Below are 23,529 nucleotides of genomic sequence, written 5' to 3' on the forward strand. Positions count from 1 at the left end.
AGAGATACGCCCTTCATGCATTCCCTGCTCTTTTTATAATCTTTCTGCAATCGCTTTAATAAACCCTTCACTGTTCAGTACATGTACCTCCGGAAGAGTTGTGATCATTGCCAGATCCTTTGTCATATAACCCTCTTCAATCGTATCAATCGTTGCTTTTTCCAAACGGTCTGCAAAATCCATCAGTTCCTGGTTCCCATCCAGTTCTCCTCTCTTGCGCAAAGCTCCTGTCCATGCAAAAATTGTTGCAACAGAGTTTGTTGAAGTCTCTTCCCCTTTCAGGTGTTTATAATAATGACGCTGTACTGTTCCATGTGCTGCTTCATATTCATAAAAGCCTTCCGGTGATACCAGTACAGATGTCATCATGGCAAGTGAACCAAATGCTGAGGAAACCATATCACTCATCACATCCCCGTCATAATTCTTACATGCCCAGATATAACCACCCTCTGACTTCATTACACGGGCTACCGCATCATCGATCAGTGTGTAGAAATATTCAATTCCCGCTTCATCAAAAAGGTTCTTATACTCCACATCAAAGATCTCCTGGAAGATATCTTTGAAAGTATGGTCATATTTTTTGGAAATGGTATCTTTTGTTGCAAACCAAAGATCCTGCTTTGTATCCAGTGCATAACTAAAACAGCTTCTTGCAAAACTTTCAATCGATGCATTGATATTGTGCATTCCCTGGATAATACCTGCTCCATCGAAATTATGGATCAGCTCTCTTGTCTCTGTTCCGTCAGGTGCCGTGTAGACCAGCTCTGCCTTTCCAGGTCCCGGAATCTTCATCTCGGTTCCTTTATATACATCCCCATAAGCATGACGGGCAATCGTGATCGGCTTCTTCCAGTTCTTTACACATGGTTCAATTCCTTTTACCACGATCGGAGCACGAAATACCGTTCCATCCAGAATCGCACGGATTGTTCCGTTCGGACTCTTCCACATCTCTTTGAGTTCATATTCTTTTACTCTTGCCGCATTCGGTGTAATGGTCGCACATTTGACTGCTACTTTGTACTTCTTTGTTGCATTAGCCGAATCAACTGTAACCTGGTCATCTGTCTCATTGCGGTGTTCCAATCCAAGATCATAATAATCTGTCTTAAGATCGATATACGGCAGAAGAAGATCATCTTTTATCATCTTCCAGAGAATTCTGGTCATCTCATCTCCGTCCATCTCAACAATCGGTGTCGTCATCTGAATTTTACTCATAACTTCGTCTCCTTTTTGGCTATTCTTCTTCGATATGCAGGTTCTCCATAACATGCATAATATGGATCGTTGCCAGATTGCCGGCTTTTTCCGCATCCTTCGCCTTGATGGCATTCAGGATCTCGTTATGCTCACCAATCGACTTGATCGCACGCTCTTCTGTCTTAACGGAAGTCCTTCTTGCAAGCTGTACATATTTGTGAAAATCTGAAAGCACATGATCCAGAATCCTGCTCTGTGATGCCTCATACAGAATCTGATGGAATCTTCCATCCAGCTCTGTCAGCTGATCGGAATGTCCTTTATCCATATGATACTCGGATAAAAGAATGATCTCATCCAGTTCTTCCAGCTGCTCCTGTGTAATATGTTCTGTTGCCCAACGGACACATAATCCTTCCAGCATGGAACGAATCATATAAATATCATGTACATCCTTATCGGAAATACCGGTAACATAAGCTCCTTTATTTGGGATGATGTTCACCAGTCCCTCCAGTTCCAGCTGTCTAAGTGCCTCTCTTACCGGTGTACGGCTAACTCCAAGTTCCTTCCCCAATGTTGCTTCCCTGAGTTCGTCATTTTCTTCATACTTACCTTTCAGAATGTCATCTCTGATAGTTTGAAAAACCTGACTTCTCAATGAATACTCTTCCATTTTATCTCTCTCCTGAATTTCGTTAGATTGTAATCCCCTTTTCGTCACAGATTCTCTCAATCTCCCGTATTAGTTCCTGATCTGTGAGTACGGTCACACGGCCGGATTCATATTCCGCGTCAACCCACTTCTTCAATTCTACAACTAAAATGGAATTCTTGTCTACCTGTTTCTCATTTTTCAGGTGATAATATGTATTTATCCAGTGTGCAATACCTGCAAGGCCGGAAGTATTTGACACAGCAACCAGCGGTGGACGGTTCAGAAACTTGCCGGTATCAAACACATTGTAGATTTCTTCGTTCTTTAACAGTCCGTCTGCATGGATCCCCGCACGGGTTACATTGAAATTCTTTCCGACAAACGGGGTACGCGGCGGAATCTGATATCCAATCTCTTTTTCATAATATTCTGCCAGTTCAGTAATCACCGTTGTATCCATACCATCCAGCGTTCCACGAAGCTGCGCATATTCAAAAATCATCGCTTCCAGCGGCGTATTGCCGGTACGTTCACCGATTCCAAACAAGGAACAGTTCACACCACATGCTCCATAAAGCCAGGCCGTTGTAGAATTGTTGACTGCCTTGTAAAAATCATTGTGTCCATGGAATTCGATCAGTTCACTCGGTACACCTGCATGTACTCTGAGTCCGTAAATGATACCAGGAATGGAACGAGGAATCACAGCCCCCGGATAGTTGACTCCGTATCCCATTGTATCACAGACACGGATCTTCACCGGAATCTGATACTCTTCCATCAGATGCATAAGTTCCAGACAGAATGGAATTACAAATCCATAAATATCCGATCTGGTAATATCTTCCAGATGGCATCTTGGACTGACACCGGTCTCCAGACATTCACGTATAACTGACAGATAATGTTCCATCGCCTCTCGTCTTGTCATCTTCAGTTTATAAAAAATATGATAATCCGAACAGCTTACCAGGATTCCGGTTTCCTTCATTCCCAGATCTTTTACCAGCTCAAAATCCTTTTTATTTGCACGGATCCAGCTTGTGATCTCCGGGAACTTATAACCTCTTTCCATACATTTATATACGGCATCACGGTCTTTCTTGCTGTATAAGAAAAATTCACTCTGACGAATCTTCCCCTGCGAACCTCCAAGTCTGTGCATATAATCGAAAATGGTTACAATCTGATCCGTTGAATAGGGTGCTCTCGACTGCTGTCCGTCCCTGAATGTCGTATCCGTGATCCAGATCTCATCCGGCATACTGTGCGGTACAATACGATCATTAAACGCAATCTTCGGAATCTCATCATAATGAAACAGGTTCCGGAACACATTCGGTGTGTCCACGTCTACCAGCGGGTACATATGCTCCTCAAGTTGCAATAAATTTGTATGCTTATCCAGATAAACCTTCCTATTTTCCATAACCGTCACTCCCTGACCTGTATTTTTGTATTATTGTATACAACTATACCTTCTATGTCAACCCAATTTTCCTCATTTCGTGACTTTAACCTAGTATTTCATTTAATTAAAGTGCTAATTGGTTAAATTTCCATATTTTTCCATCTATATCTCCCGTCTTTAACAAGCACCCAATCACATTTGCAGTCTCTATCCCCTCTCCCTCACTATGAAGCAGTCCTGCCCTTTTAACCAATACCGTTCTCGCCCGACCTAACAACCTTATTTTCAAAAAAAAGACAGTCTCATCCCTCACCAGGGGATAAGACTGTCCTCTTAAACATTCTAATATAACTTCGCACTGATCAGCTTCGGTCTGAACCCGGCTGCCTCCAATGCCGCAATGATCCGGTTCTTATGATCGGTTCCAAATGCTTCCAGTGTCACACGAAGCTCCACAGCCGCATTCCGGTTAATACTTACAAACTGATTATGTTCCAGTTTGATCACATTTCCCTGCTCTTCTGCAATCGTCTGTGCCACTTTTACCAGTTCACCCGGTTTATCCGGAAGAAGTACCGATACAGAGAAGATACGGTCTCTCTGGATCAGTCCGTGCTGTACAACTGAAGACATGGTAATAACATCCATGTTCCCGCCGCTTAAGATAGATACTACTTTCTTACCTTTCAGATCCAGCTGTTTTAAAGCTGCAACGGAAAGAAGACCGGAGTTTTCTACTACCATTTTATGGTTTTCCACCATATCAAGGAATGCTCCGACCAGTTCATCGTCTTCTACAGTTACGATCTGGTCTACATTTTCCATGACGTATGGGAGATTCTGTTCCCCGACTTTTTTTACTGCTGTACCATCTGCGATCGTGTTGGCACTTGGAAGTGTTACGGTATGTCCTGCTTCGATTGCAGCAGTCATACTTGCTGCTTCTGCCGGTTCCACACCGATCACTTTGATCTTTGGATTCAGCATTTTCGCAAGTGTAGATACACCTGTGATCAGTCCGCCGCCCCCGATCGGTGCAAGGATATAATCAACGGTTGGGAGTTCCTGGACAATTTCCATTGCAATCGTTCCCTGTCCGGTAGCTACATCCAGATCATCAAACGGATGTACAAAAGTATATCCGTACTCTTCTGCAAGCTCATAGGCCTTTGCACAGGCATCGTCATAGACATCTCCGTGTAAAACAACCTCGGCGCCATAGCTCTTGGTACGGTTTACCTTGATCAGCGGAGTGACAGTTGGCATAACAATCGTCGCCTTACATCCAAACGCTTTTGCCGCATATGCCACACCCTGCGCATGGTTTCCTGCTGAAGCTGTGATCAGACCTTTTGCACGATCTTCTTCAGAAAGTGTGCTGATCTTGTAATAAGCTCCTCTTAATTTGTATGCACCTGTGTACTGCATATTTTCCGGTTTCAAATAGACCTTTCCCCCGGTCTGGCTACTGAGATACTCACTGTAGATAAGCTTTGTCGGACGTGTCACACGTTTTACGATCTCGCTTGCTTCTTCAAATTTTTCCAATGTCAGCATATTATTATTCTTCTCCTTCTTCCTTCTTTTCTTCTGTTGTAAATAATGCCTGTACAAATTCGTCGGAATCGAATTTCTGCAGATCATCGATTGTCTCACCGACACCTATATATTTAACAGGAATTCCAAGCTCTGCCTGAATTGCAACTGCAATTCCACCTTTGGCCGTTCCATCCATCTTAGTCAGGATAATTCCTGTAATATCCGCAACATCACTGAATTCCTTTGCCTGTGAAAGTGCATTCTGTCCGGTCGTTGCATCCAGAACGACCAAAGTTTCCCTGTATGCTTCCGGATATTCTCTTTCCAGCACACGGTTAATCTTCTTCAGTTCCTCCATCAGGTTCTTTTTATTGTGAAGTCTTCCGGCTGTATCCACCAGAAGGATATCTGCCTTTCTCGCTTTTGCAGCCGCTACCGCATCATAAACGATGGCTGCCGGATCTGCACCTTCCTGTCCGCCGATCAGATCTGCATCCGAACGATGTGCCCATTCCTTTAATTGATCGCCCGCAGCTGCACGGAAAGTATCTGCTGCAGCAAGCACAACTTTCTTGCCCTGACCTCTCATCTTACCGGCAAGTTTTCCGATAGTAGTCGTCTTTCCGACTCCATTTACTCCGATCACCAGAACAACAGAAGTCTGGTTTTCAAATTCATAAGCTGTCTCGCCTACATCCATCTGCTCTTTGATACTGTCGATCAGGAGCTGTCTGCACTCAATCGGCTCTTTGATATGCTGTTCTTTTACTTTTTTACGAAGATCATCAAGAATCGCGTAAGTTGCTTTTACCCCCAGATCTCCCATGATCAGAACCTCTTCCAGTTCCTCATAAAAGTCCTCATCTATCTTTGAAAATCCATGAAAAATACTGTCCATTCCAGACACGATATTATCGCGCGTCTTGTTAAGTCCTGCTACCAGACGCTTAAAAAATCCCATTTTTTCTTCTGCCATCATATCCTCCTATCCACTACTTTGTAAGCTCATCTTCCAGAAGATCCACAGATACCAGCGTTGATACCCCTTTTTCCTGCATAGTGATCCCATACAGCCGGTCTGCCGCTGTCATCGTACCACGACGGTGTGTAATGACGATAAACTGTGTATTTTTCGTCAGCTTGTGCAAATACTGTGCAAATCTCGTGACATTAGAATCATCCAGTGCCGCCTCGATCTCATCCAGCAGACAAAACGGGGAAGGTTTCAGATTCTGGATTGCAAACAGCAGCGAAATCGCCGTCAACGCCTTTTCTCCACCGGAAAGCTGCATCATATTCTGAAGTTTTTTACCCGGCGGCTGCGCAATGATCCGGATTCCGGCTTCCAGCACATCCTCATCATCCATCAGTTCCAGAGTTCCTTTTCCACCACCGAACAGTTGTTTGAACACCTGATTAAACTCCTGGCTGATCTTTGCAAACTGCTCAGTAAACTGCTTACGCATCGCCTCGTCCAGCTCTTCAATGATCTTCTTGAGCGTTGCTTCTGCCTCTACCAGATCATCATGCTGCGTTTTCATAAATTCATACCGCTCGGAAAGATTTTTAAAATCTTCGATCGCATTGACGTTCACCGATCCGAGTTTCCGGATCTCCGTCTTTAATTCCTGGATCCGCCTTCGCATCTCGGCAGGATCTGTCAGACTCTCATCCCGGATTTCCAGTGCATGATTATACGTCAGTTCGTACTCTTCCCACATATAATTGATCTGCTTTTCCAAAGCTTCCTCGTAGCCTTCTTTCTTGCTGGTAAGCCGGAAGGATTCTTTATCAAGCTCTGCCATATGAGCTGCCAGATCTTCTCGCTTTTTCAGGAATGCCTTATGCTTCTGATTCAGTTCTTCCCGCTTTTTCTGCGATTCTTCGATCTCTTTGTTGATTTTCTCAAATAATTCCTTTGAATTCTCTATCGTCTGCCGGATCTCGGTAATCTGTGCTTCCTTTTGCTCTATTTCACCGTGATTCTCTCCTTTGCTTGCATTTAAAGTGGCAAGCTCTTCCTGGAATTTTCCCATCTCTTCCCGGATACGGACAAAATTCTCCTCGATAAAATCTTTTTTCTGCTCCAATGCAGCAAAACTAAGATGAATATTTTCATTTTTGCGCACTTCTGCAGCTTCTGTCTCACGCTCTTTTTCCAGCCACTTCTGTGAACTTTCCATCTGGCGTGTCAGCTCGTCCTCCAGTTGCTGGCTGGTCTCCAGTTCCATTTTGATTGATTCTTCGTTTTCCTCGATCTCATGAACCTGTTCTTCCAGTTTCTTGCGCTCCGCATAAATTCCTTCTGAATTTTCTCTGGTCGCATTTTGACGGCTTTTTACCTGGTCCAGATTCATCTTCGCAGTATTTTGAACCACATAGTCATTCTGCAATTCCTGCTGGATCTCTTCCACCTTTGCATACAGCGCCATCCGCTTCTCCTTTGCGGACGCAACTTCTGCTTCCGATTTCTGGAGTTCTGTTTTCAGACGCGCAACCGTCTTTTCCAGTTCTTCAATCTCACGTCTTCTGCTGAGCAGATTACTGGAATTCTTAAATGCTCCACCACTCATTGCTCCGCCAGGATTGATCAGATCTCCTTCCAGCGTAACGATACGCAGAGACTGACGATACTTTCTTGCCAGACGGATCCCAGTATCAATGTTGTCTGCCACAAGAGTTCTTCCAAGAAGATGCTCTGCAAGAGATGTAAATTTATCTTCTACCGTTACCAGCTTGTCCGCCGTGCCGATCACACCCGGCTCGCGAAGGGCTTCTGCCCTGGCAAATCCCTGTCCCCCATGAATCGCTGTCAATGGAAGGAAAGTTGCACGGCCATACCGGTTCTGCTTCAGATAACCAATCATTTTTTTTGCAGTCTCTTCGTCTGCAGTAACAATATTCTGGATACTGCCTCCAAGTGCGATCTCCACCGCAGTCTCATATTTTTTATCTACTTTGATCAGATCAGCCACAACCCCCAGGATTTTCGGCTCACGGCTTTTCTGCTCCATCACACGACGGATACTGTTCCCATAACCATCGTAACGTTCCGTAAGGTTCCTCAGAGATTCCAGACGAGAGTACTCCCTGTGATAAGCATTCTGCCTGTTTCGCAGGTTTTCATTTGCCTGTCCGATCTCTTTTTGCAGTCCGGCAATCTCTGTTTCATAGTTTTTGATCTGTTCTACAGAATCCGTGATCTTCCCTGATACTGCCTTCAGTTCTTCCGTATACTGCGCGGCAAGTTCCTGTTGCCTCTGTACATCACTCTCCGCTTCTACCAGACGTTTATAAAGCAGTGCCCGGCGTACCTTGATCTGTTCAAGCGTCGTTTCATAATGCTGCAGCTTTGCCTTCGTGGATGCACGGTTATTCAGAAGCTCACGGATATCGTTCTGATTCTTTTCAATCTCCACTGTCATCTCTGCAATCCGGCTCTGCAGGGCAGTCAGCTCCTCTCCTGCCTGCTTTTGTCTCTCAGATGCTGCTGCAAGATGTCTGTCGATCTCTGCTTTTTCTTCTTCCAGTTCGGATTTCTGCCTTTCACGGTTTGCAAGCTCTGCCTGAATATCGTTTGCGCGTTTTTCATAGTGTTCATCATTCATACGGACACTGTTGATCTGCTCTTTTAAAAGCTCGATCTGGTTTTCCAACTGCTGCTTCAGAAGTGTTGTCTCATTTCTCTGGCTTTTTGCATGCTCGATTCCGGCGTCGATCTCATCTACTTCCTGCTCGATCTTCTCATACTGCGCCTTCATATCTTCATGCTTTTTGCCAGCTTCAGTGAGTTCATCCTGCGCAATCTTCAGCTTCTCATCGTTTTCCCGGATCTGCCCCTTCAGACGTTTCATCTCCACCAGGAACATATTGATGTCATAATGCTTCAGTTCTTCTCTCTTTTTCAGATATTCCTTCGCTGTCTCCGACTGTTTCTGAAGCGGACCAAACTGCTTTTCCAACTCTCCCAAAATATCATTAACACGGACCAGATTGCTCTGCTCTTCTTCCAGTTTGCGAAGAGATAACGCCTTGCGGCGCTTAAATTTGACAATCCCGGCCGCCTCATCAAAAAGCTCTCGTCTCTCTTCCGGCTTACCGCTCAGGATCTTGTCAATCTGTCCCTGTCCGATGATCGAATATCCTTCTTTTCCGATACCTGTATCATAAAACATCTCATTGATATCTTTGAGCCTGCAGACACTGCCGTTGATCAGGTATTCACTTTCCCCCGAACGGTACAACTTTCTTGTGACTTTAACCTCTTCAAACTCCACCGGGAGTTTGTGATCTGAATTATCCAGTGTAATCGCAACCGATGCGTAGCTGAGGGGTTTCCGGTTTTCCGTACCGGAAAAAATAACATCCTGCATCGTACCTCCACGGAGCTGCTTCACCTTCTGCTCTCCGAGTACCCAGCGGACGGCATCCGCCACGTTACTTTTCCCACTTCCGTTCGGTCCGACGATTCCGGTGATCCCGTTATGAAATTCAAAGACAATCTTATTTGCAAAAGACTTGAATCCCTGTACTTCAATACTTTTTAAATACATGCCTCACCTACTGTACCTTTCCTTCTTTCAGCTTCAGGATTGCCTGATAAGCCGCTTCCTGTTCGGCAGCCTTTTTGGTCCTTCCGATACCACATCCAAAGGCTTCTCCGCCGATCACAACCTCTACACGGAAGGATTTATTGTGGTCCGGTCCCTCTTCTCCTACCAGCTGGTAGACAATTCCTTTTTCCTGACCGCCCTGTACCATTTCCTGCAGGATAGTCTTGCTATCATAAAAGAGCCGTTTTCCTTCCAGGTCGTTTAAAATATATTTTAAAATAAACTCTTTCGCATTAGCAAAACCACCATCCAGATAAATCGCACCAATCAGTGCTTCCAATGCATCCGAGGTAATAGACTCTCTGAATCTTCCACCGGTCGCGTCCTCACCTTTCCCAAGCAGCAGATAACTTCCAAGTTCCAGATCCCGCGCACAAAATGCAAGTGCCTTCTCGCATACCATGCTTGCTCTTAACTTAGTCAGTTCTCCTTCCGGCATTGTCTGGTTCTCGAAAAAAAGATATTCGCTTGAAATCAGTTCCAGAACAGCATCTCCAAGGAATTCCAGACGTTCATTACAGTCTGCCTTCTTCATATGCTTTTCATTCACATAAGAGCTGTGCGTCACAGCATGTCTGAGCAAATGGCTGTCCTTGAAATTGTAGCCGATTTTTTCTTCCAGTTCCTTTACATTTCTGCTCATGATTGCTCCTCCAATTTTAAAAAAGGACACTCCCCAAAAATGGGGATGTCCCCTGTAATCATTTTCCCTAGTTAACAGCGTTCTTGATCTGTTCTACAGCATCACCTACTGTTGCGATCTTTTCTGCATCTTCATTTTCAATTTCGATATCAAATGCATCTTCAATTCCCATAATAATCTGGAAAATATCAAGCGAATCAGCTCCCAGATCATCTACAAATGTAGTGTCCATCGTAATTTCATCCGGGTTACATCCCATCACATCAACAATAATGTCTTTCAGTTTTTCAAATTCCATAATTCTTAATCCTTTCTGAGCTTATTCCTGTGCGGATTTTTCTTCCGCCTGAATACATTCTTTGATCTTTTCATTGATTCCTTCTTCTTTGAAGGTTACGCACTGCAAAATTGAATTGCAGACTTCTTTTGCCTTGGAACTGCCGTGTGTCTTTACTACCAGACCGGTGAGTCCAAGCAGTGGTGCTCCACCGTACTCACTTGCGTCAAAATCCTTCATAGTCTTTTTCAGCACCGGCTTAACCAGAAGTCCACCGATCATGCCGCGGAGATTCTGCTTCATACCACCTTTGATCTTGCTTACAAGAACCGATGCTACTCCTTCATAGAGTTTCAGGATCACGTTGCCGGTAAATGCTTCACAGACGATAACATCTGCCTGTCCGTGAGGGATTTCTCTCGCTTCGATGCTTCCGGTAAAGTTAATATCCTTACATTCTTTCAGCATAGGAAAAGTCTCCTTGACCAGGGCATTACCCTTTTCTTCCTCAGCTCCGATATTGACGATCGCAACCTTCGGATTCTTGACTCCCATAATATGTTCCATATAGATCGAACCCATCTTGGCAAACTGCACCAGATGTGAAGGTCTTGCATCTACATTCGCCCCACAGTCGATCAAAATGGAGAATCCTTTTTCTGTCGGGATCAGCGGTGCAAGCGGTGGTCTTTCCACCCCTTTGATACGTCCAACCAGAAGCTGTCCCCCGGCAAGAACCGCACCGGAACTTCCTGCTGAAACAAAAGCGTCAGCTTCTTTATCCTTCACCATCTTAAGACCTACCACAATGGATGAGTCTTTCTTTCTGCGGATCGCCATAACCGGCGGTTCTGCTGTCTCAATTACTTCCGATGTATGAACAACCGAAATCTGTTCTTTATTATATGTGTACCCGGAAAGTTCCTGATTGATGACATCTTCTTTTCCGACCAGGATCACATGGATCGCATCTGACTTCCCGACCGCCTCGACCGCACCTTTGATAATCTCATGCGGTGCGTTGTCTCCGCCCATTGCATCGACAACAACTTTTGTTATTTCTTTCATACTGTTACCTCCCAGCATTACTAAACCAATTCTACTAGACATGACCGTAAAAATCAATAATATTTAGCAGATTTAGGAAAATTAGGCAAAAAGAAAAGGAGTTAAGCAATACGCCTAACTCCTGTACTATAGCCTTTTTTAATTAGTTTTCTACAGTAACGATTTCTCTCTTGTTGTAAGATCCACAAGCTTTGCAAACTCTGTGTGGCATCATAAGTTCTCCACATTTGCTGCATTTCACCAGATTCGGTGCGCTCATTTTCCAGTTTGCTCTTCTCTTGTCTCTTCTTGCTTTAGAAGATTTATTCTTTGGACAAATTGACATAGGTTACACCTCCTTAAAATTCTTGTAAAGATCGCGGATAACTGACATTCTAGGGTCAAGACTGGTGTCTTCGCAGTCGCAGCTTCCCTCATTCAAGTTCTGACCACATACACTGCAAATCCCTTTACAGTCTTCGCTACATAGAACTTTCATCGGCCACCCTACTAAAATCTCGTTATAGAGCAGCTGCTCCACATCAAGATGATATCCGTCAATGTAATTCGCTTCATCGGATTCGCCATCATCTTCTCCGTCTGCCAGAGCTGTATTCACCTGCTTTTCAAAGGAAAGCGTGAAATCTGTCGGTACATCTGTAAGACATCTGTCACACGGAATGATTACCGTAAGACTTGTCTCACAACTGATATGAAGTTTTTTTTCGCCGGCATACTCGACATGAATATGCACAGGCTGTGTCCGGCTTACCGGAAATCTGCTTCCGTTCACCTTCACTTCTTTCATCTCAGTGCCGACCACTTCGTCAATGGACTTATGCGGTTCAGATAAGACTTCGGACAGGTCAATTAACATAATTCTTTCTCCTGTTCACACCTAAACTATTATACCATGTAAATTCTTTTTGTCAAGGATGATTTACAGATTTTAAGGTTTTTTCTAATTTCTTCTGTTATACAAGTGCAACTGTCTCTCTTGCAATTGCAAGTTCTTCGTTTGTCGGAACTACAAGAACTTTCACTTTGGAATCTGGTGTAGAGATTACGATCTCTTCTCCACGTTTTCCATTTGCTTCTTCATCGATTGTAATTCCAAGATATCCAAGATAGCTGCAGACTTTTGTTCTTACAAGTCCGGCATTTTCACCGATACCGGCTGTGAATACGATATTGTCTACACCGTTCATAGCTGCTGTGTATGCACCAACATATTTTGCTACTCTGTAAGCAAACACATCAATTGCAAGTGCTGCACGTGCATTTCCGTTATCTGCTGCTTCTTCAAGGTCACGGAAGTCGCTTGATACTCCGGAAATACCTTCTACACCAGATTTCTTGTTCAGAACGTTCATGATACCTGCGATATCAAGGTTTTCTTTCTTAGCAACGAATTCCATGATAGCCGGGTCGATATCTCCTGAACGTGTTCCCATTACAAGACCTTCCAGTGGAGTAAGTCCCATAGAGGTATCTACTGATTCTCCGTTAAGCACTGCTGAAACAGATGCTCCATTACCAAGATGGCATACGATCGTCTTTGTTGCGTTGTATGGTTTTCCAACAATCTCAGCTACTCTCTTAGATACGAAGCTGTGGCTTGTTCCGTGGAATCCGTAACGTCTTACTTTGTATTTTTCATAATATTCATATGGAAGTCCATACATATAAGCTTTCTCAGGCATTGTCTGATGAAAAGCAGTATCAAATACAACAACCTGTGGTGTGCCCGGCATCAGACTTTCACAAGCTTCGATTCCGATTAAGTTTGCCGGGTTGTGAAGTGGTGCAAGGTCATTGCACTCTGCGATCGCAGCTTTTACTTCCGGTGTTACAACTACAGATTTTGCAAACTTTTCTCCGCCGTGAACAACACGATGTCCGACTGCTCCGATTTCGTCAAGGCTCTTAACAACACCTGTATCTGCATCTGTCAGCGCGTCGATTACGAACTGGATTGCTTCTGTATGTGTAGGCATAGCCTTTTCAGATACATTCTTCTCTCCACCTGCCGGCTGATAGGTAAGTCTTCCGTCAATACCGATTCTTTCGCAAAGACCTTTTGCGAGAACCGCCTCCGATTCTGAGTTGATGAGCTGGAACTTCAGTGATGAACTTCCGCAGTTGATTACTAATACATTCATTGATGTTTCTCCCTTCTGGTACTAGAATTTTCTTTATTAGAACTCACACTCTATTTTTAATTATACTCCTTGCACACATTGTATACAAGTAATGTTATTTTTTTCACGTAATATTTTCCAGTACAATGTTTTTTGCACAAAAACTCTTTTTATAGTATAATCTTTTCACAAACAACACAAAGGAGATTTTAGTTAAAAGTATGAAAATCGTCGGTATCATCGCAGAATATAATCCGTTCCACAACGGACATCAGTATCATATAGACCAGGCACTTCAAAAAACGGGGGCAGATGCGGCAGTTGTCCTTATGAGTGGTGACTTCGTCCAGCGTGGCGCCCCTGCTATCGCACCAAAGCATTTGCGGGCAAAAGCTGCCCTTCTTGGCGGTGCATCACTCATTCTGGAGCTCCCGGTCCTTTTTTCCTGTGGCAGTGCAGAGTTGTTTGCAAGAGGTGCCGTTTCTATTTTTAACAGTCTTGGCTGTATTTCCTATCTCTGCTTTGGCAGTGAGTGTGGCGATATCAAAAAACTCAATCGGCTTGCCCGGATTCTTTCCGAAGAGCCAGAAGTCTACCGGCAGCTCTTGCAGGATGAGCTGCGAAAAGGCCGACCGTTTCCGCAGGCACGCCAGACTGCCCTAAGTGTCTATACAAAGGATCCGTCCCTTGCCGAAATCCTGTCCTCACCAAACAATACCCTTGGGATTGAATACTTAAAAGCGCTCCGGTATTTCAAAAGTCCGATCCAGCCTTTCGCAATTCCCCGCGAGGGATCCGGCTACCACGATACTGCCCTCTGCGAAACCTTCAGTTCCGCAACTGCGATCCGCAACCGAATTCTGAATCCATCTTTACCAGAAGATGCTTTTTCATCCGTCGCAGGACAACTTCCGCCCGCTTCTTCAGATCTGCTGCGAAAGAATTACCAGTCCTCACTTCCAATTATCCAGGATGATTTTTCGCTCCTGCTAAAGTATCGACTGCTCTGTGAGAGTGCTTCCTCTCTGACCGATTACCTTGATGTCAGCAAAGACCTCGCCAACCGGATCATCAATCAGAGAAATGATTTTGCTACCTGGAGTTCCTTCTGCGATCTTCTGAAAACCAGAGAGCTTACCTACACCCGGATCAGCCGCGCCCTGCTGCACATCCTGCTCGGCATAGAAAAGGACACCTTCCGACATGAGCCTCCTTTCTGTTTTGCAGAAGATTCCGGCAACATTTCCGGCAAAGCAAAAAAAGAGCGGTCATCCACATCCGCCCTTTATGCCCGCGTACTCGGTTTTCAAAAAAAAGATACTCAAATCCTTAAAGAGATCAAAGAGTATGCCACCATCCCTCTGATCACAAAGCTCGCAGATGCCAGAGATCTCACCTCCGCCACCCAGATCCTCCTGAACCTGGACATTTTCGCATCAGACCTGTATGAATCCATAATTACCGAGAAATTTGGCACACCTTTTACAAATGAATACCAGAAGCAGTTGCAAATTATTTAACCCTTCCCCTTTGTCAAAAAAGAGACTTTTTGCACACCACTACTACGCATGTTTGTGCAAAAAGTCTCTTTCTCATTTAGTTCACATGAAGAATTTTGGTAAGAGTCACCGCCCTGGCTCCAGGTCCGATATGGCATGCCACACTCAACGACAGTGGATCCATCCGGATTTCAAACTCCGGAAATGCTTCATGAAGCTCATCCAGCCATTCCTGTGCCTCCTTGCGGTCTCCTGTGTAAGCTGCATCCAGATACAGATCTTTTTTTCCATCACAATCTCCGAATTCTGAAGTACGAATCTCATTAATTGTCTTGATCATCGTCTTCTTTGCACTCTTCCATCCTCTTGACTTCGCAAACGCATCCAGCTTTTCTCCTTTAAGACGGAGAACTGGCTTCAGGTTCAGAACCGTTCCAATCGCTGCAGCTGCCGGTGTAAGTCTGCCGCCTTTCTTCAGGTATTTTAAAGTATCTACTGTAATATAGATATCACTGTCCCACTGGATCGCTTCTAACAGTTTTTTAATTTCTGCCGCGCTCTTTCCAGCATCTGCAAGCTTTTTCGCCTCTTCCACCGATCTTCGCTGCGTAACAGAAATCCGGTGATTATTTACGACCTGTACTTTTCCATCATAGTCCTGGGAAAGCATGATTGCAGTCTCACATGAACTGCTAAGACCGGCTGACATCGGAATATGTACAACCTCATCATATTCCTCCAGCGCCTTGTCCCACATATCCATTACATCTCCGGGAGCCGGTTGGGAAGTCTTAATATCTGCATCTCCTGCCAGTTTTTCATAAAACTCCTCCTGCGTGAGTGTGATATCCTCGTAAAACAACTCCTCATTGATATAGAATGGCATCGGAAGTACGTAAATTCCCATCTTCTTTCCTTCTGCCTGTGTAATTCCACTGTTACTATCTGTTACAATCGCAACTTTCCCCATGCTCTCTTTACCTCTTTCTAATTTTTAAAACTATGTATCGGTGCAGGAATTCTTCCCTTTCGATTCACAAATGCACTGCAGTCAAATTCATTGACCGGCATGATCGGCGCATATCCCAAAAGGCCACCAAACTCTGCCATATCTCCAACATCCTTTCCAACTACAGGTATCACACGAACCGCCGTTGTCTTCTGATTGACCATTCCGATCGCCATCTCATCCGCAATGATCCCGGAAATCGTAGCAGCTTTCGTCTTACCCGGAATAGCGATCATATCAAGTCCTACCGAGCAGACGCAAGTCATCGCCTCCAGCTTTTCTATACAAAGAGATCCGGCATTGACTGCATCGATCATTCCTTTATCCTCACTGACCGGAATAAAAGCTCCGCTTAAACCTCCTACATAGGAAGACGCCATAACGCCACCTTTTTTCACCTGATCGTTCAGCATAGCAAGTGCTGCTGTTGTTCCTGGTGCGCCAACTCTCTCAAGTCCGATTTCTTCCAGAATCTCCGCTACTGAATCACCAACAGCCGGTGTCGGTGCAAGTGACAGGTCAATGATTCCGAACGGAATACCAAGCCTTTTGGAAGCTTCTCCGGCTACAAGCTGACCAACCCTTGTCACCTTAAATGCGGTCTTCTTGATCGTATCACAAAGTTCCTGAAAGCCCTCGCCACGACATTTTTCAATCGCTCTTTTTACAACACCAGGTCCGCTGACACCGACATTGATCACGGCATCTCCTTCGGTAACACCTAAAAAGGCCCCTGCCATAAACGGGTTATCATCCGGTGCATTACATAAAACTACAAATTTTGCACAGCCAATCGAATCCTTGTCCTTTGTCGCCTCTGCTGTCTCTTTTACAATCTCGCCGCAAAGACGGACTGCATCCATATCAATACCAGTCTTTGTCGAACCTACATTGACCGAACTGCACACACGCTCTGTCTTTGCCATTGCCATCGGAATGGAACGGATCAGGAGTTCATCGCTCTTTGTCATTCCCTTGGATACGATTGCAGAGTATCCTCCGATAAAGTTTACACCGACTTCCTTTGCTGCTTTATCCAGTGTCTCTGCGATCGTCACAAAATCCTCTGGTTTTTTGCAGGCTGAACCGCCAACAAGTGCAACCGGTGTAATGGAAATCCGCTTATTAACGATCGGAATTCCAAATTCACTTTCGATCTTCTCTCCTGTCGATACAAGATCCTTTGCAAGTGTTGTGATTTTTTTATATATCTTTTCATTCAGTCTGTCCAGATCTGAGTCAATACAGTCCATCAGACTGATACCCAATGTGATTGTTCTTACATCCAGATTTTCTTCTTCGATCATCTGGTTTGTTTCTACTACTTCGTAAAAATTAATCATAGCGGTTCTCCTTACACTCTGTGCATTTTTTCAAAAATCTCTTCTCTCTGACAATGAATATTGACACCGATCTGTAAGCCGATATCACGAAGTTCTACCGCTACGATATCCAGTTCTTTTTTTGAATTTTCCACATCTGCAACCGCCATCATATTAAAATACCCATCCACGATCGCCTGGGAAATATTTAAAATATTGATATTGGTCTCTGCCAGGTATGTACATACTTTTGCAATAATTCCTACCGAATCTTTACCGACTACTGTAATAATGCATTTCTTCATTCTGCCTGTCCTCCTGAATCCAATCCTGCATACTTTCTTTTTCTAAACCTCGATCACTGCAGACACCTGATCCCTTTTTGCAACTGCGATTGGTATCTCATCCCCCTTATACGGGTTCTGCCCCAAAGTGACCTCCAGCCTGACAGTCTCATACGCAAGTTCTTCGTAATTATTCTCCTTGCTCAAATGCCCCAGCAATACACTCTGCAAGTTATTGTGTAGTATATCACAAAGAAGCCGTCCTGACAATTCATTTGATAAATGTCCTCTGTCCCCAAGAACTCTCTGCTTCAGGTAGTACGGATAAGGACCGACTTCCAGCATATGTATATCATGGTTAGATTCCAACAGGACCGCGTTTAAATCCTTCAGGTTCTCTACCGTATATTCATCATATTTTCCAAGATCCGTTGCTACCGCGATCTTCTTTCCATCCTGCTCAAAGCGGTAGCCGCTCGGTTCATTTGCATCATGGGAAATAGCAAATGGATGCACATCAATATCTCCCAGCTTAAATTCTTTATCTACCTGGATTTCATGGTAAAGTCCTTCCGGCATTTTCCCGAGATTTTTATAATCACGGATTCCCCGAATCGTTCCCGGTGTTCCATAGATCGGGATCTCATATTTTCTGCTGAATACACCAAGTCCCTGAATATGATCTGCATGTTCATGGGTGATCAGGATTCCATCCAGCTCTTCCCCTTTTATTTCAAGTTCCTTTAAGCCTTCCTCAATTCGTTTTTTGCTGATTCCTGTATCTACAAGCAGATGCGTGTGATCGCTCCCCACATAAATACAGTTTCCGCTGCTGCCACTGGCAATACTGCATAATCTCATCTTGTTTCTTCTCCCTGTTCTTAGCCTCTTCCCAGCGCCAAATCTATCTGTTTTTCCGTCTCTTCAAAGGTTCCGCCGTTTTCGATCACAAGATCCGAAACCGCTGTAAATGTCTCTTCCGACGGCTGATTTGCAAACACCGCATACATTTTTTCATCTGAATATCCGCGTGAACTTCTCAGTCGCTCCATCCGGATCTCCTGTGGCACATGAATATACCAGATCTCATCCAACATCTCACGATATACCGGTTCCGTAAGGAGTGCGGCTTCCAGAATAAAAAGCTCTTTTCCCTCTTCCTGCGCCTTCTGCATTTCCTCCCGGATCTTTTCATTGACCGCCGGATGCACGATCGCATTAAGCTTTTGCAGTTTCTCTGGCTGATCAAACACAATTCTGCCAAGAATTTTCCGATCAATCGTTCCATCAGGATTTAAAATTTCTTTCCCAAACGTCTCCACGACCTTCTGATAACATTTTTCTCCCGGAAGCTGTACCTGATGTGCCACCAGATCTGACTGGCAGATCACCGCACCGCACACTACACTTAAAAAGTCGAGTACTTTGCTCTTCCCGGAACCAATGCCTCCTGTTATTCCTATTTTTCTCATATCTGTTTCCTTCTATTTTGCCTCATACCAGTTTTTTCCACTATGCATGTCAATTTCAAGCGGAACGGAAAGATCTGCCGCATGCATCATGCCTTCTTTCAGGATCTCCCGCACTTCCTCTTCCTCTTCCTTCCATGTCTCGATTAGAAGTTCGTCGTGTACCTGCAGAACCAGCCTGGATTTCATGTTTCTCATGCGAAGCTCTTTGTCCACAGCGATCATTGCGATTTTCATGATATCTGCAGCCGTTCCCTGGATCGGAGAATTCATTGCCACACGTTCCCCGAATTGTCTCTGCATAAAATTGCTGGAAGACAGCTCCGGAACCGGTCTTCTTCTGCCAAATAAGGTCACAACATATCCCTGTTCTTTTGCATGAGCAACTGCATCATCCAGAAATTTCTTGATGCCCGGATAGGTTTCAAAATAACGGTCAATATATTCGGCCGCTTCTTTTCTCGTAATACTCAAGTCCTGGCTCAGTCCAAAAGAACTGATCCCATAGACAATACCAAAGTTGACTGCTTTTGCATTTCGCCTCTGCAGATCGGTCACTTCATCAAACGGAGTATGGAACACCTGAGAAGCTGTGATCCGGTGAATGTCCTTTGCCTCCCGGTATGCTTCGATCAGTGCTGCATCTCCGGAGCAATGTGCCAGCACACGCAGTTCTATCTGCGAATAATCAGCATCTACAAACACATATCCCTCTTCCGGCACAAATACTTTACGGATCAGCCGTCCAAGTTCTACCCTCGCCGGGATATTCTGCAGGTTTGGCTCTGTACTGCTGATACGTCCGGTCGCTGTGACTGTCTGGTTGAATTTTCCATGGATCCGGTGATCATCTTCATGAATAAACACGGCAAGCCCATCTGCATAAGTCGATTTCAGCTTGGCAAGCTGACGATATTCCAGGATTTTTGCCACGATCGGATAATCCGGTGCCAGCTTATCCAGTACATCTGCTGCCGTCGAATATCCCGTTTTCGTCTTCTTTCCATTTGGAAGGGACAGATGTTCAAAAAGGACCACACCCAGCTGCTTTGGCGAATTAATATTAAATTCTTCCCCGGCAAGCTCATAGATTTCCTTTTCCAGCTGTACAATTTTTCCGCCAAGTTGTTCTCCATAGCTTTTCAGTTCTTCTGCTTCTACACGCACCCCGTTCTGCTCCATGTGGAACAGGGTAAATACAAGCGGCATCTCAATTTCTGTAAAAAGCTTCCACATTTCCTCTTTTTTCAGCTTTTCTTCCAAAACTTCTGATGACGCAAATGCGGCATAGGCTTCATAACAAACCATTTTTTCCAGTTCTGTCTTCGGATCGATCATCAATCCAAGATGCTCCTGTGCCACATCTTCAAATCCATAATCATTTTTCAACGGATTCAGGAGGTAAGCAGCTACAATACTGTCAAAGCACTTCTCCTCTGCCGCTCCTTCTAACCCTTTCAGATAAGGCAGGGATGACTTCAGATCAAACACAACAAATCGTCCGGCATGCTTTGCCACATGTACAAGTGCCTCCAGAAGTTCTGCCATGCTGTATCCGTTTCCCACCGGAATGCAGTATATCTTCTCTTTCCCAAACGAAATTCCAATTCCACCGATCTCAGCACTTCCTGCGAACAGCGGAAGTATATTTCTGGTGTCTTTGTAAAGAACAGCTCCTACTGTCTGCGCTTTTTCCGCCTCCGCAAAGATTTTCTGAATTTCTTCTTTTCCCCCGGCAATCACAAATGCATCTTCAATCGAATTCTCACTCTGCACATCAAAACGGTTCAGCAGATTCTTGAACTGCAGTCTCTGGAAATAGACATAAGCTTCCTCTGTATAAAGATTTCCAAGCTTCGCCTCTTCCAGTTCATAAGCAAAATCCGCGTCTACATCAATTGTCGCCAGCACCTTACTCATTTGTGCCTGATCCCAGTATTCCACCAGATTTTTCGATGCTCTCGGCGGCTTCAGTTCGGATGCATGCTTGTAGGCATTTTCAATAGATCCGTATTCTACAATAATCTTGGTCGCCGTCTTTTCTCCGACTCCCGGCACCCCTGGGATATTATCTGAAGTATCTCCCATCAATGCTTTCACATCGATAAATTCTGTCGGTGTCACCTGGTATTTTTCTTTTACGTCCACTGCATAATAATTCTCGATCTCAGTTCCGGTCCGTTTTGTCTTCGGAATCCGGATCTCAACATGGTCTGTAGCAAGCTGGAGAAGATCTCTGTCTCCGGAAATAATGACCACTTCCATCCCCATTCGCTCGCATCTTTTGGACAGCGTTCCAAGAAGGTCATCTGCCTCCAGCCCTTCCTGCTCGATCGTCCGGATTCCCATAGCATGCAGAACTTCCTTCATCAACGGTACCTGCTGTCTGAGTTCTTCTGCCATCGGCTTTCTCGTCCCCTTATACGCCTCAAACATCTTATGGCGGAAAGTCGGCGCATGCACATCAAATGCAACGGTCAGATACTCCGGCTTTTCCTCCTCCAGAATCTTGAACATAATATTTAAGAATCCATATATTGCATTCGTATGGAGTCCTTCCGCATTTGTCAGATCCGGAAGTCCGAAAAACGCCCTGTTCAGAATACTGTGTCCGTCTATCAATACGATTTTGCTCATAATCAACTGCCTCTCTGTAAGTCTCATCATTTACTTCTATCTTTTCTATCTATTCGTTCAAATATACAACATCTCATTATGACATTTTTTTGATATATTTTCAATATTCCTAAATAAATCCATTTACAAATATCATATGAACAGGATCTTAAGAAATATATTTTCAAAAAATACTTGCGAACCAATAACAAATATGCTATCATTATTTTCGGTTCTTATTGAATCTTTAGTTAAGCCGGCATGTCGGAATGGCAGACGAGGCAGACTCAAAATCTGTTGCGGGTGACCGCGTGCGGGTTCAAGTCCCGCTGCCGGCAGTTATCCAACATCCCTGAAACCCTTATAAATCAAGTGTTTCAGGGATTTTTACATTCAAAAATGTTTGATTACCTTTGATTACTCGATAGCTTAAGGACTACCATCATTGCGGTTACCGTTAACATTTGAAGTAACCCGACTGTTTATCCTTGTGACTATTTCCATCTTTTCACTCGTGGAGGAAACATCGTACGTATAGTATTCCTCATTTACCCGCTCAGTATTACCTATCATTGCGCAGCACATGGTTCTTGGTGCGCCGGAAGCAAGCAGCTCTGAATTCAAAGTCCTTCTTGCAGTATGTATGCTTTTGGGATTAGTGAACCCCTCATTCGATGTCCGCCGTTTCATATATCCCGAGATGACTCTTGCATGAATACGTCCATCCGCATTAGAGAAAACGAACTCAGTCAAATAGCCGTATTTTTCCTCGACATTTTTAATCTTTTTAAGAAGCTCGGCGATTTCGATCGTCAATGGGAAGATCCGCGTCTTTCCGTTTTTAGGCGTCGAGATGTAAAAAGTGTTTGTCAGTCGATTTAATTTTTCACTGTGCCGGATAATGATGCGCTTGTTGACTTCGTCGATGTCGTTCCACATCAATCCTGAAAGTTCGCCTACACGCATTCCGGTATAAAGGGCAAGCTCAACGGCATATGGAAGAACATCATCAGGACGCTCTTTTCGTTTTTTGTTAAGAGAATTTATTAGTCTATTTTTTTCGCTTTGTGAAAACGTCCGTTCTTCCGGCATCTTAACAATCGCTTGCTCGCATCTCCTTTTGTAAAGCGGCAAATCAATTTTTAGGCACGGATTGCTTTCAATCAATCCATCCCTAATCGACTTATCAAATACGCCCTTAAGATAACCGAACAGTGCTTTCAATGCCCGATAGGGCACTTCCTTTTCTGAAAGCAGTTCGTTAAAAAATAGTTCTAAATATTCTTCATCGATCGTTCGGACATCTCTCTTTTCGATTTTTTTACCTTTCAAAAAACGTGCGTAGTCGGTCTGATATTTGTATATCGTGTTATCAGAAACGCCTTTTAGCTTTTGACGGTCTACCCATACGGCATATCTCTCCTTAAAAGATGTAGGCGATCGCTTCGTCCAATAATCGATGACAACCTTTTCAAGATCGCTTTTCGATTTCTTTTTTATTTGTTTACGTTTGCCATCATCGGCTGGAAGATATGTTCGGTAATAGCCATCTGCGCTATGCGTAATGGAATATGGATGCATCGCTAAGTATCTATCTTGTTTCATTGATTCTATTTTGTTGATCGCACCTACGATATCCATAATAGCATATTTGATAGTACTATCATATCCATTGACGTCGTTCATAGTATATTCCCCTTTTGCAATTTTCTCTTAACGCAAACATTTACGTGGCGTATTCGAAAAATGCAAATCACTGTCTTAGTACTATAGTATCAGTGTTACCTCA

Annotated in this window: 20 protein-coding genes and 1 tRNA gene; 2 read left to right on the top strand and 19 right to left on the bottom strand. The window is 44.2% G+C overall.

Annotated elements, in window-relative coordinates:
- Positions 1–33: 33 nt before the first annotated feature.
- The 12 genes from PGW42_RS00100 to PGW42_RS00155 form a co-directional block, all read right to left on the bottom strand.
- Positions 34–1,230: an NADP-dependent isocitrate dehydrogenase gene (locus PGW42_RS00100; RefSeq protein ID WP_270203120.1), complete on the bottom strand. Its 1,197-nt coding sequence runs from the start codon at positions 1,228–1,230 to the stop codon at positions 34–36.
- Positions 1,231–1,249: 19 nt separating this feature from the next.
- Positions 1,250–1,888, bottom strand: a complete 639-nt coding sequence (locus PGW42_RS00105; RefSeq protein ID WP_118199452.1) for a GntR family transcriptional regulator — start codon at positions 1,886–1,888, stop codon at positions 1,250–1,252.
- Between the two features lie 22 nt (positions 1,889–1,910).
- Entirely contained in the window at positions 1,911–3,299 is a 1,389-nt protein-coding gene (locus PGW42_RS00110) for a 2-isopropylmalate synthase (RefSeq protein WP_055248879.1), read from the bottom strand.
- A gap of 324 nt (positions 3,300–3,623) precedes the next feature.
- Positions 3,624–4,838 (bottom strand): threonine ammonia-lyase, encoded by a 1,215-nt coding sequence (gene ilvA, locus PGW42_RS00115; RefSeq protein WP_008372180.1) that lies wholly within the window; start codon positions 4,836–4,838, stop codon positions 3,624–3,626.
- 4 nt (positions 4,839–4,842) lie between these two features.
- Positions 4,843–5,796 carry a signal recognition particle-docking protein FtsY gene (ftsY, locus tag PGW42_RS00120; protein WP_022219882.1) on the bottom strand — a complete coding sequence of 318 codons (954 nt, stop codon included), beginning with the start codon at positions 5,794–5,796 and terminating at the stop codon, positions 4,843–4,845.
- A gap of 16 nt (positions 5,797–5,812) precedes the next feature.
- On the bottom strand, positions 5,813–9,373 hold the full coding sequence (smc, locus tag PGW42_RS00125; RefSeq protein WP_270203119.1) for a chromosome segregation protein SMC: 3,561 nt from the start codon (positions 9,371–9,373) through the stop codon (positions 5,813–5,815).
- A gap of 7 nt (positions 9,374–9,380) precedes the next feature.
- Positions 9,381–10,076 (bottom strand): ribonuclease III, encoded by a 696-nt coding sequence (gene rnc, locus PGW42_RS00130; protein ID WP_022219880.1) that lies wholly within the window; start codon positions 10,074–10,076, stop codon positions 9,381–9,383.
- Positions 10,077–10,143: 67 nt separating this feature from the next.
- The gene (acpP, locus tag PGW42_RS00135) at positions 10,144–10,374 is read right to left on the bottom strand and encodes an acyl carrier protein (protein ID WP_008372189.1); all 231 of its coding nucleotides are present in this window, start codon (positions 10,372–10,374) and stop codon (positions 10,144–10,146) included.
- A 21-nt stretch (positions 10,375–10,395) separates the two neighbouring features.
- Positions 10,396–11,421, bottom strand: a complete 1,026-nt coding sequence (gene plsX, locus PGW42_RS00140) for a phosphate acyltransferase PlsX (RefSeq protein ID WP_055156687.1) — start codon at positions 11,419–11,421, stop codon at positions 10,396–10,398.
- A gap of 142 nt (positions 11,422–11,563) precedes the next feature.
- Complete coding sequence (rpmF, locus tag PGW42_RS00145; RefSeq protein ID WP_008372209.1) at positions 11,564–11,746, bottom strand: 50S ribosomal protein L32; 183 nt, start codon at positions 11,744–11,746, stop codon at positions 11,564–11,566.
- Positions 11,747–11,749: 3 nt separating this feature from the next.
- A complete protein-coding gene (locus tag PGW42_RS00150) occupies positions 11,750–12,277 on the bottom strand; it encodes a YceD family protein (RefSeq protein WP_055156626.1) in 528 nt (175 codons plus the stop codon).
- A gap of 97 nt (positions 12,278–12,374) precedes the next feature.
- The gene (locus PGW42_RS00155; RefSeq protein WP_270203117.1) at positions 12,375–13,562 is read right to left on the bottom strand and encodes an acetate/propionate family kinase; all 1,188 of its coding nucleotides are present in this window, start codon (positions 13,560–13,562) and stop codon (positions 12,375–12,377) included.
- A 200-nt stretch (positions 13,563–13,762) separates the two neighbouring features.
- Between PGW42_RS00155 and PGW42_RS00160 the strand changes: the two genes are divergently transcribed.
- A complete protein-coding gene (locus tag PGW42_RS00160; protein ID WP_270203116.1) occupies positions 13,763–15,061 on the top strand; it encodes a tRNA(Met) cytidine acetate ligase in 1,299 nt (432 codons plus the stop codon).
- A 76-nt stretch (positions 15,062–15,137) separates the two neighbouring features.
- Here PGW42_RS00160 and PGW42_RS00165 read toward each other — a convergent pair whose 3' ends face one another.
- From PGW42_RS00165 to polA, 6 genes are read right to left on the bottom strand one after another with little or no spacing between them, the layout of a single operon-like run.
- The gene (locus tag PGW42_RS00165; protein ID WP_175306221.1) at positions 15,138–16,010 is read right to left on the bottom strand and encodes a DegV family protein; all 873 of its coding nucleotides are present in this window, start codon (positions 16,008–16,010) and stop codon (positions 15,138–15,140) included.
- A 17-nt stretch (positions 16,011–16,027) separates the two neighbouring features.
- Positions 16,028–17,392, bottom strand: coding sequence for a PFL family protein (locus PGW42_RS00170; protein ID WP_270203114.1), 1,365 nt, complete (start codon positions 17,390–17,392; stop codon positions 16,028–16,030).
- A gap of 11 nt (positions 17,393–17,403) precedes the next feature.
- Positions 17,404–17,676: an ACT domain-containing protein gene (locus PGW42_RS00175; RefSeq protein WP_117556694.1), complete on the bottom strand. Its 273-nt coding sequence runs from the start codon at positions 17,674–17,676 to the stop codon at positions 17,404–17,406.
- 42 nt (positions 17,677–17,718) lie between these two features.
- Positions 17,719–18,516, bottom strand: a complete 798-nt coding sequence (locus tag PGW42_RS00180) for an MBL fold metallo-hydrolase (protein ID WP_117823896.1) — start codon at positions 18,514–18,516, stop codon at positions 17,719–17,721.
- A gap of 20 nt (positions 18,517–18,536) precedes the next feature.
- The gene (coaE, locus tag PGW42_RS00185; protein WP_008372230.1) at positions 18,537–19,127 is read right to left on the bottom strand and encodes a dephospho-CoA kinase; all 591 of its coding nucleotides are present in this window, start codon (positions 19,125–19,127) and stop codon (positions 18,537–18,539) included.
- Between the two features lie 12 nt (positions 19,128–19,139).
- Complete coding sequence (gene polA, locus PGW42_RS00190) at positions 19,140–21,764, bottom strand: DNA polymerase I (protein ID WP_270203132.1); 2,625 nt, start codon at positions 21,762–21,764, stop codon at positions 19,140–19,142.
- A 231-nt stretch (positions 21,765–21,995) separates the two neighbouring features.
- Between polA and PGW42_RS00195 the strand changes: the two genes are divergently transcribed.
- Positions 21,996–22,078, top strand: a tRNA-Leu gene (locus PGW42_RS00195).
- A 91-nt stretch (positions 22,079–22,169) separates the two neighbouring features.
- On the opposite strand, the gene PGW42_RS00200 is transcribed toward PGW42_RS00195, so the two are convergent.
- The gene (locus PGW42_RS00200) at positions 22,170–23,426 is read right to left on the bottom strand and encodes a tyrosine-type recombinase/integrase (protein WP_270203113.1); all 1,257 of its coding nucleotides are present in this window, start codon (positions 23,424–23,426) and stop codon (positions 22,170–22,172) included.
- Positions 23,427–23,529: the final 103 nt, after the last annotated feature.

It is taken from the genome of Coprococcus sp. TM115-187 (assembly GCF_027679115.1).
In the GTDB taxonomy this organism is placed as follows: domain Bacteria; phylum Bacillota; class Clostridia; order Lachnospirales; family Lachnospiraceae; genus Allocoprococcus; species Allocoprococcus comes.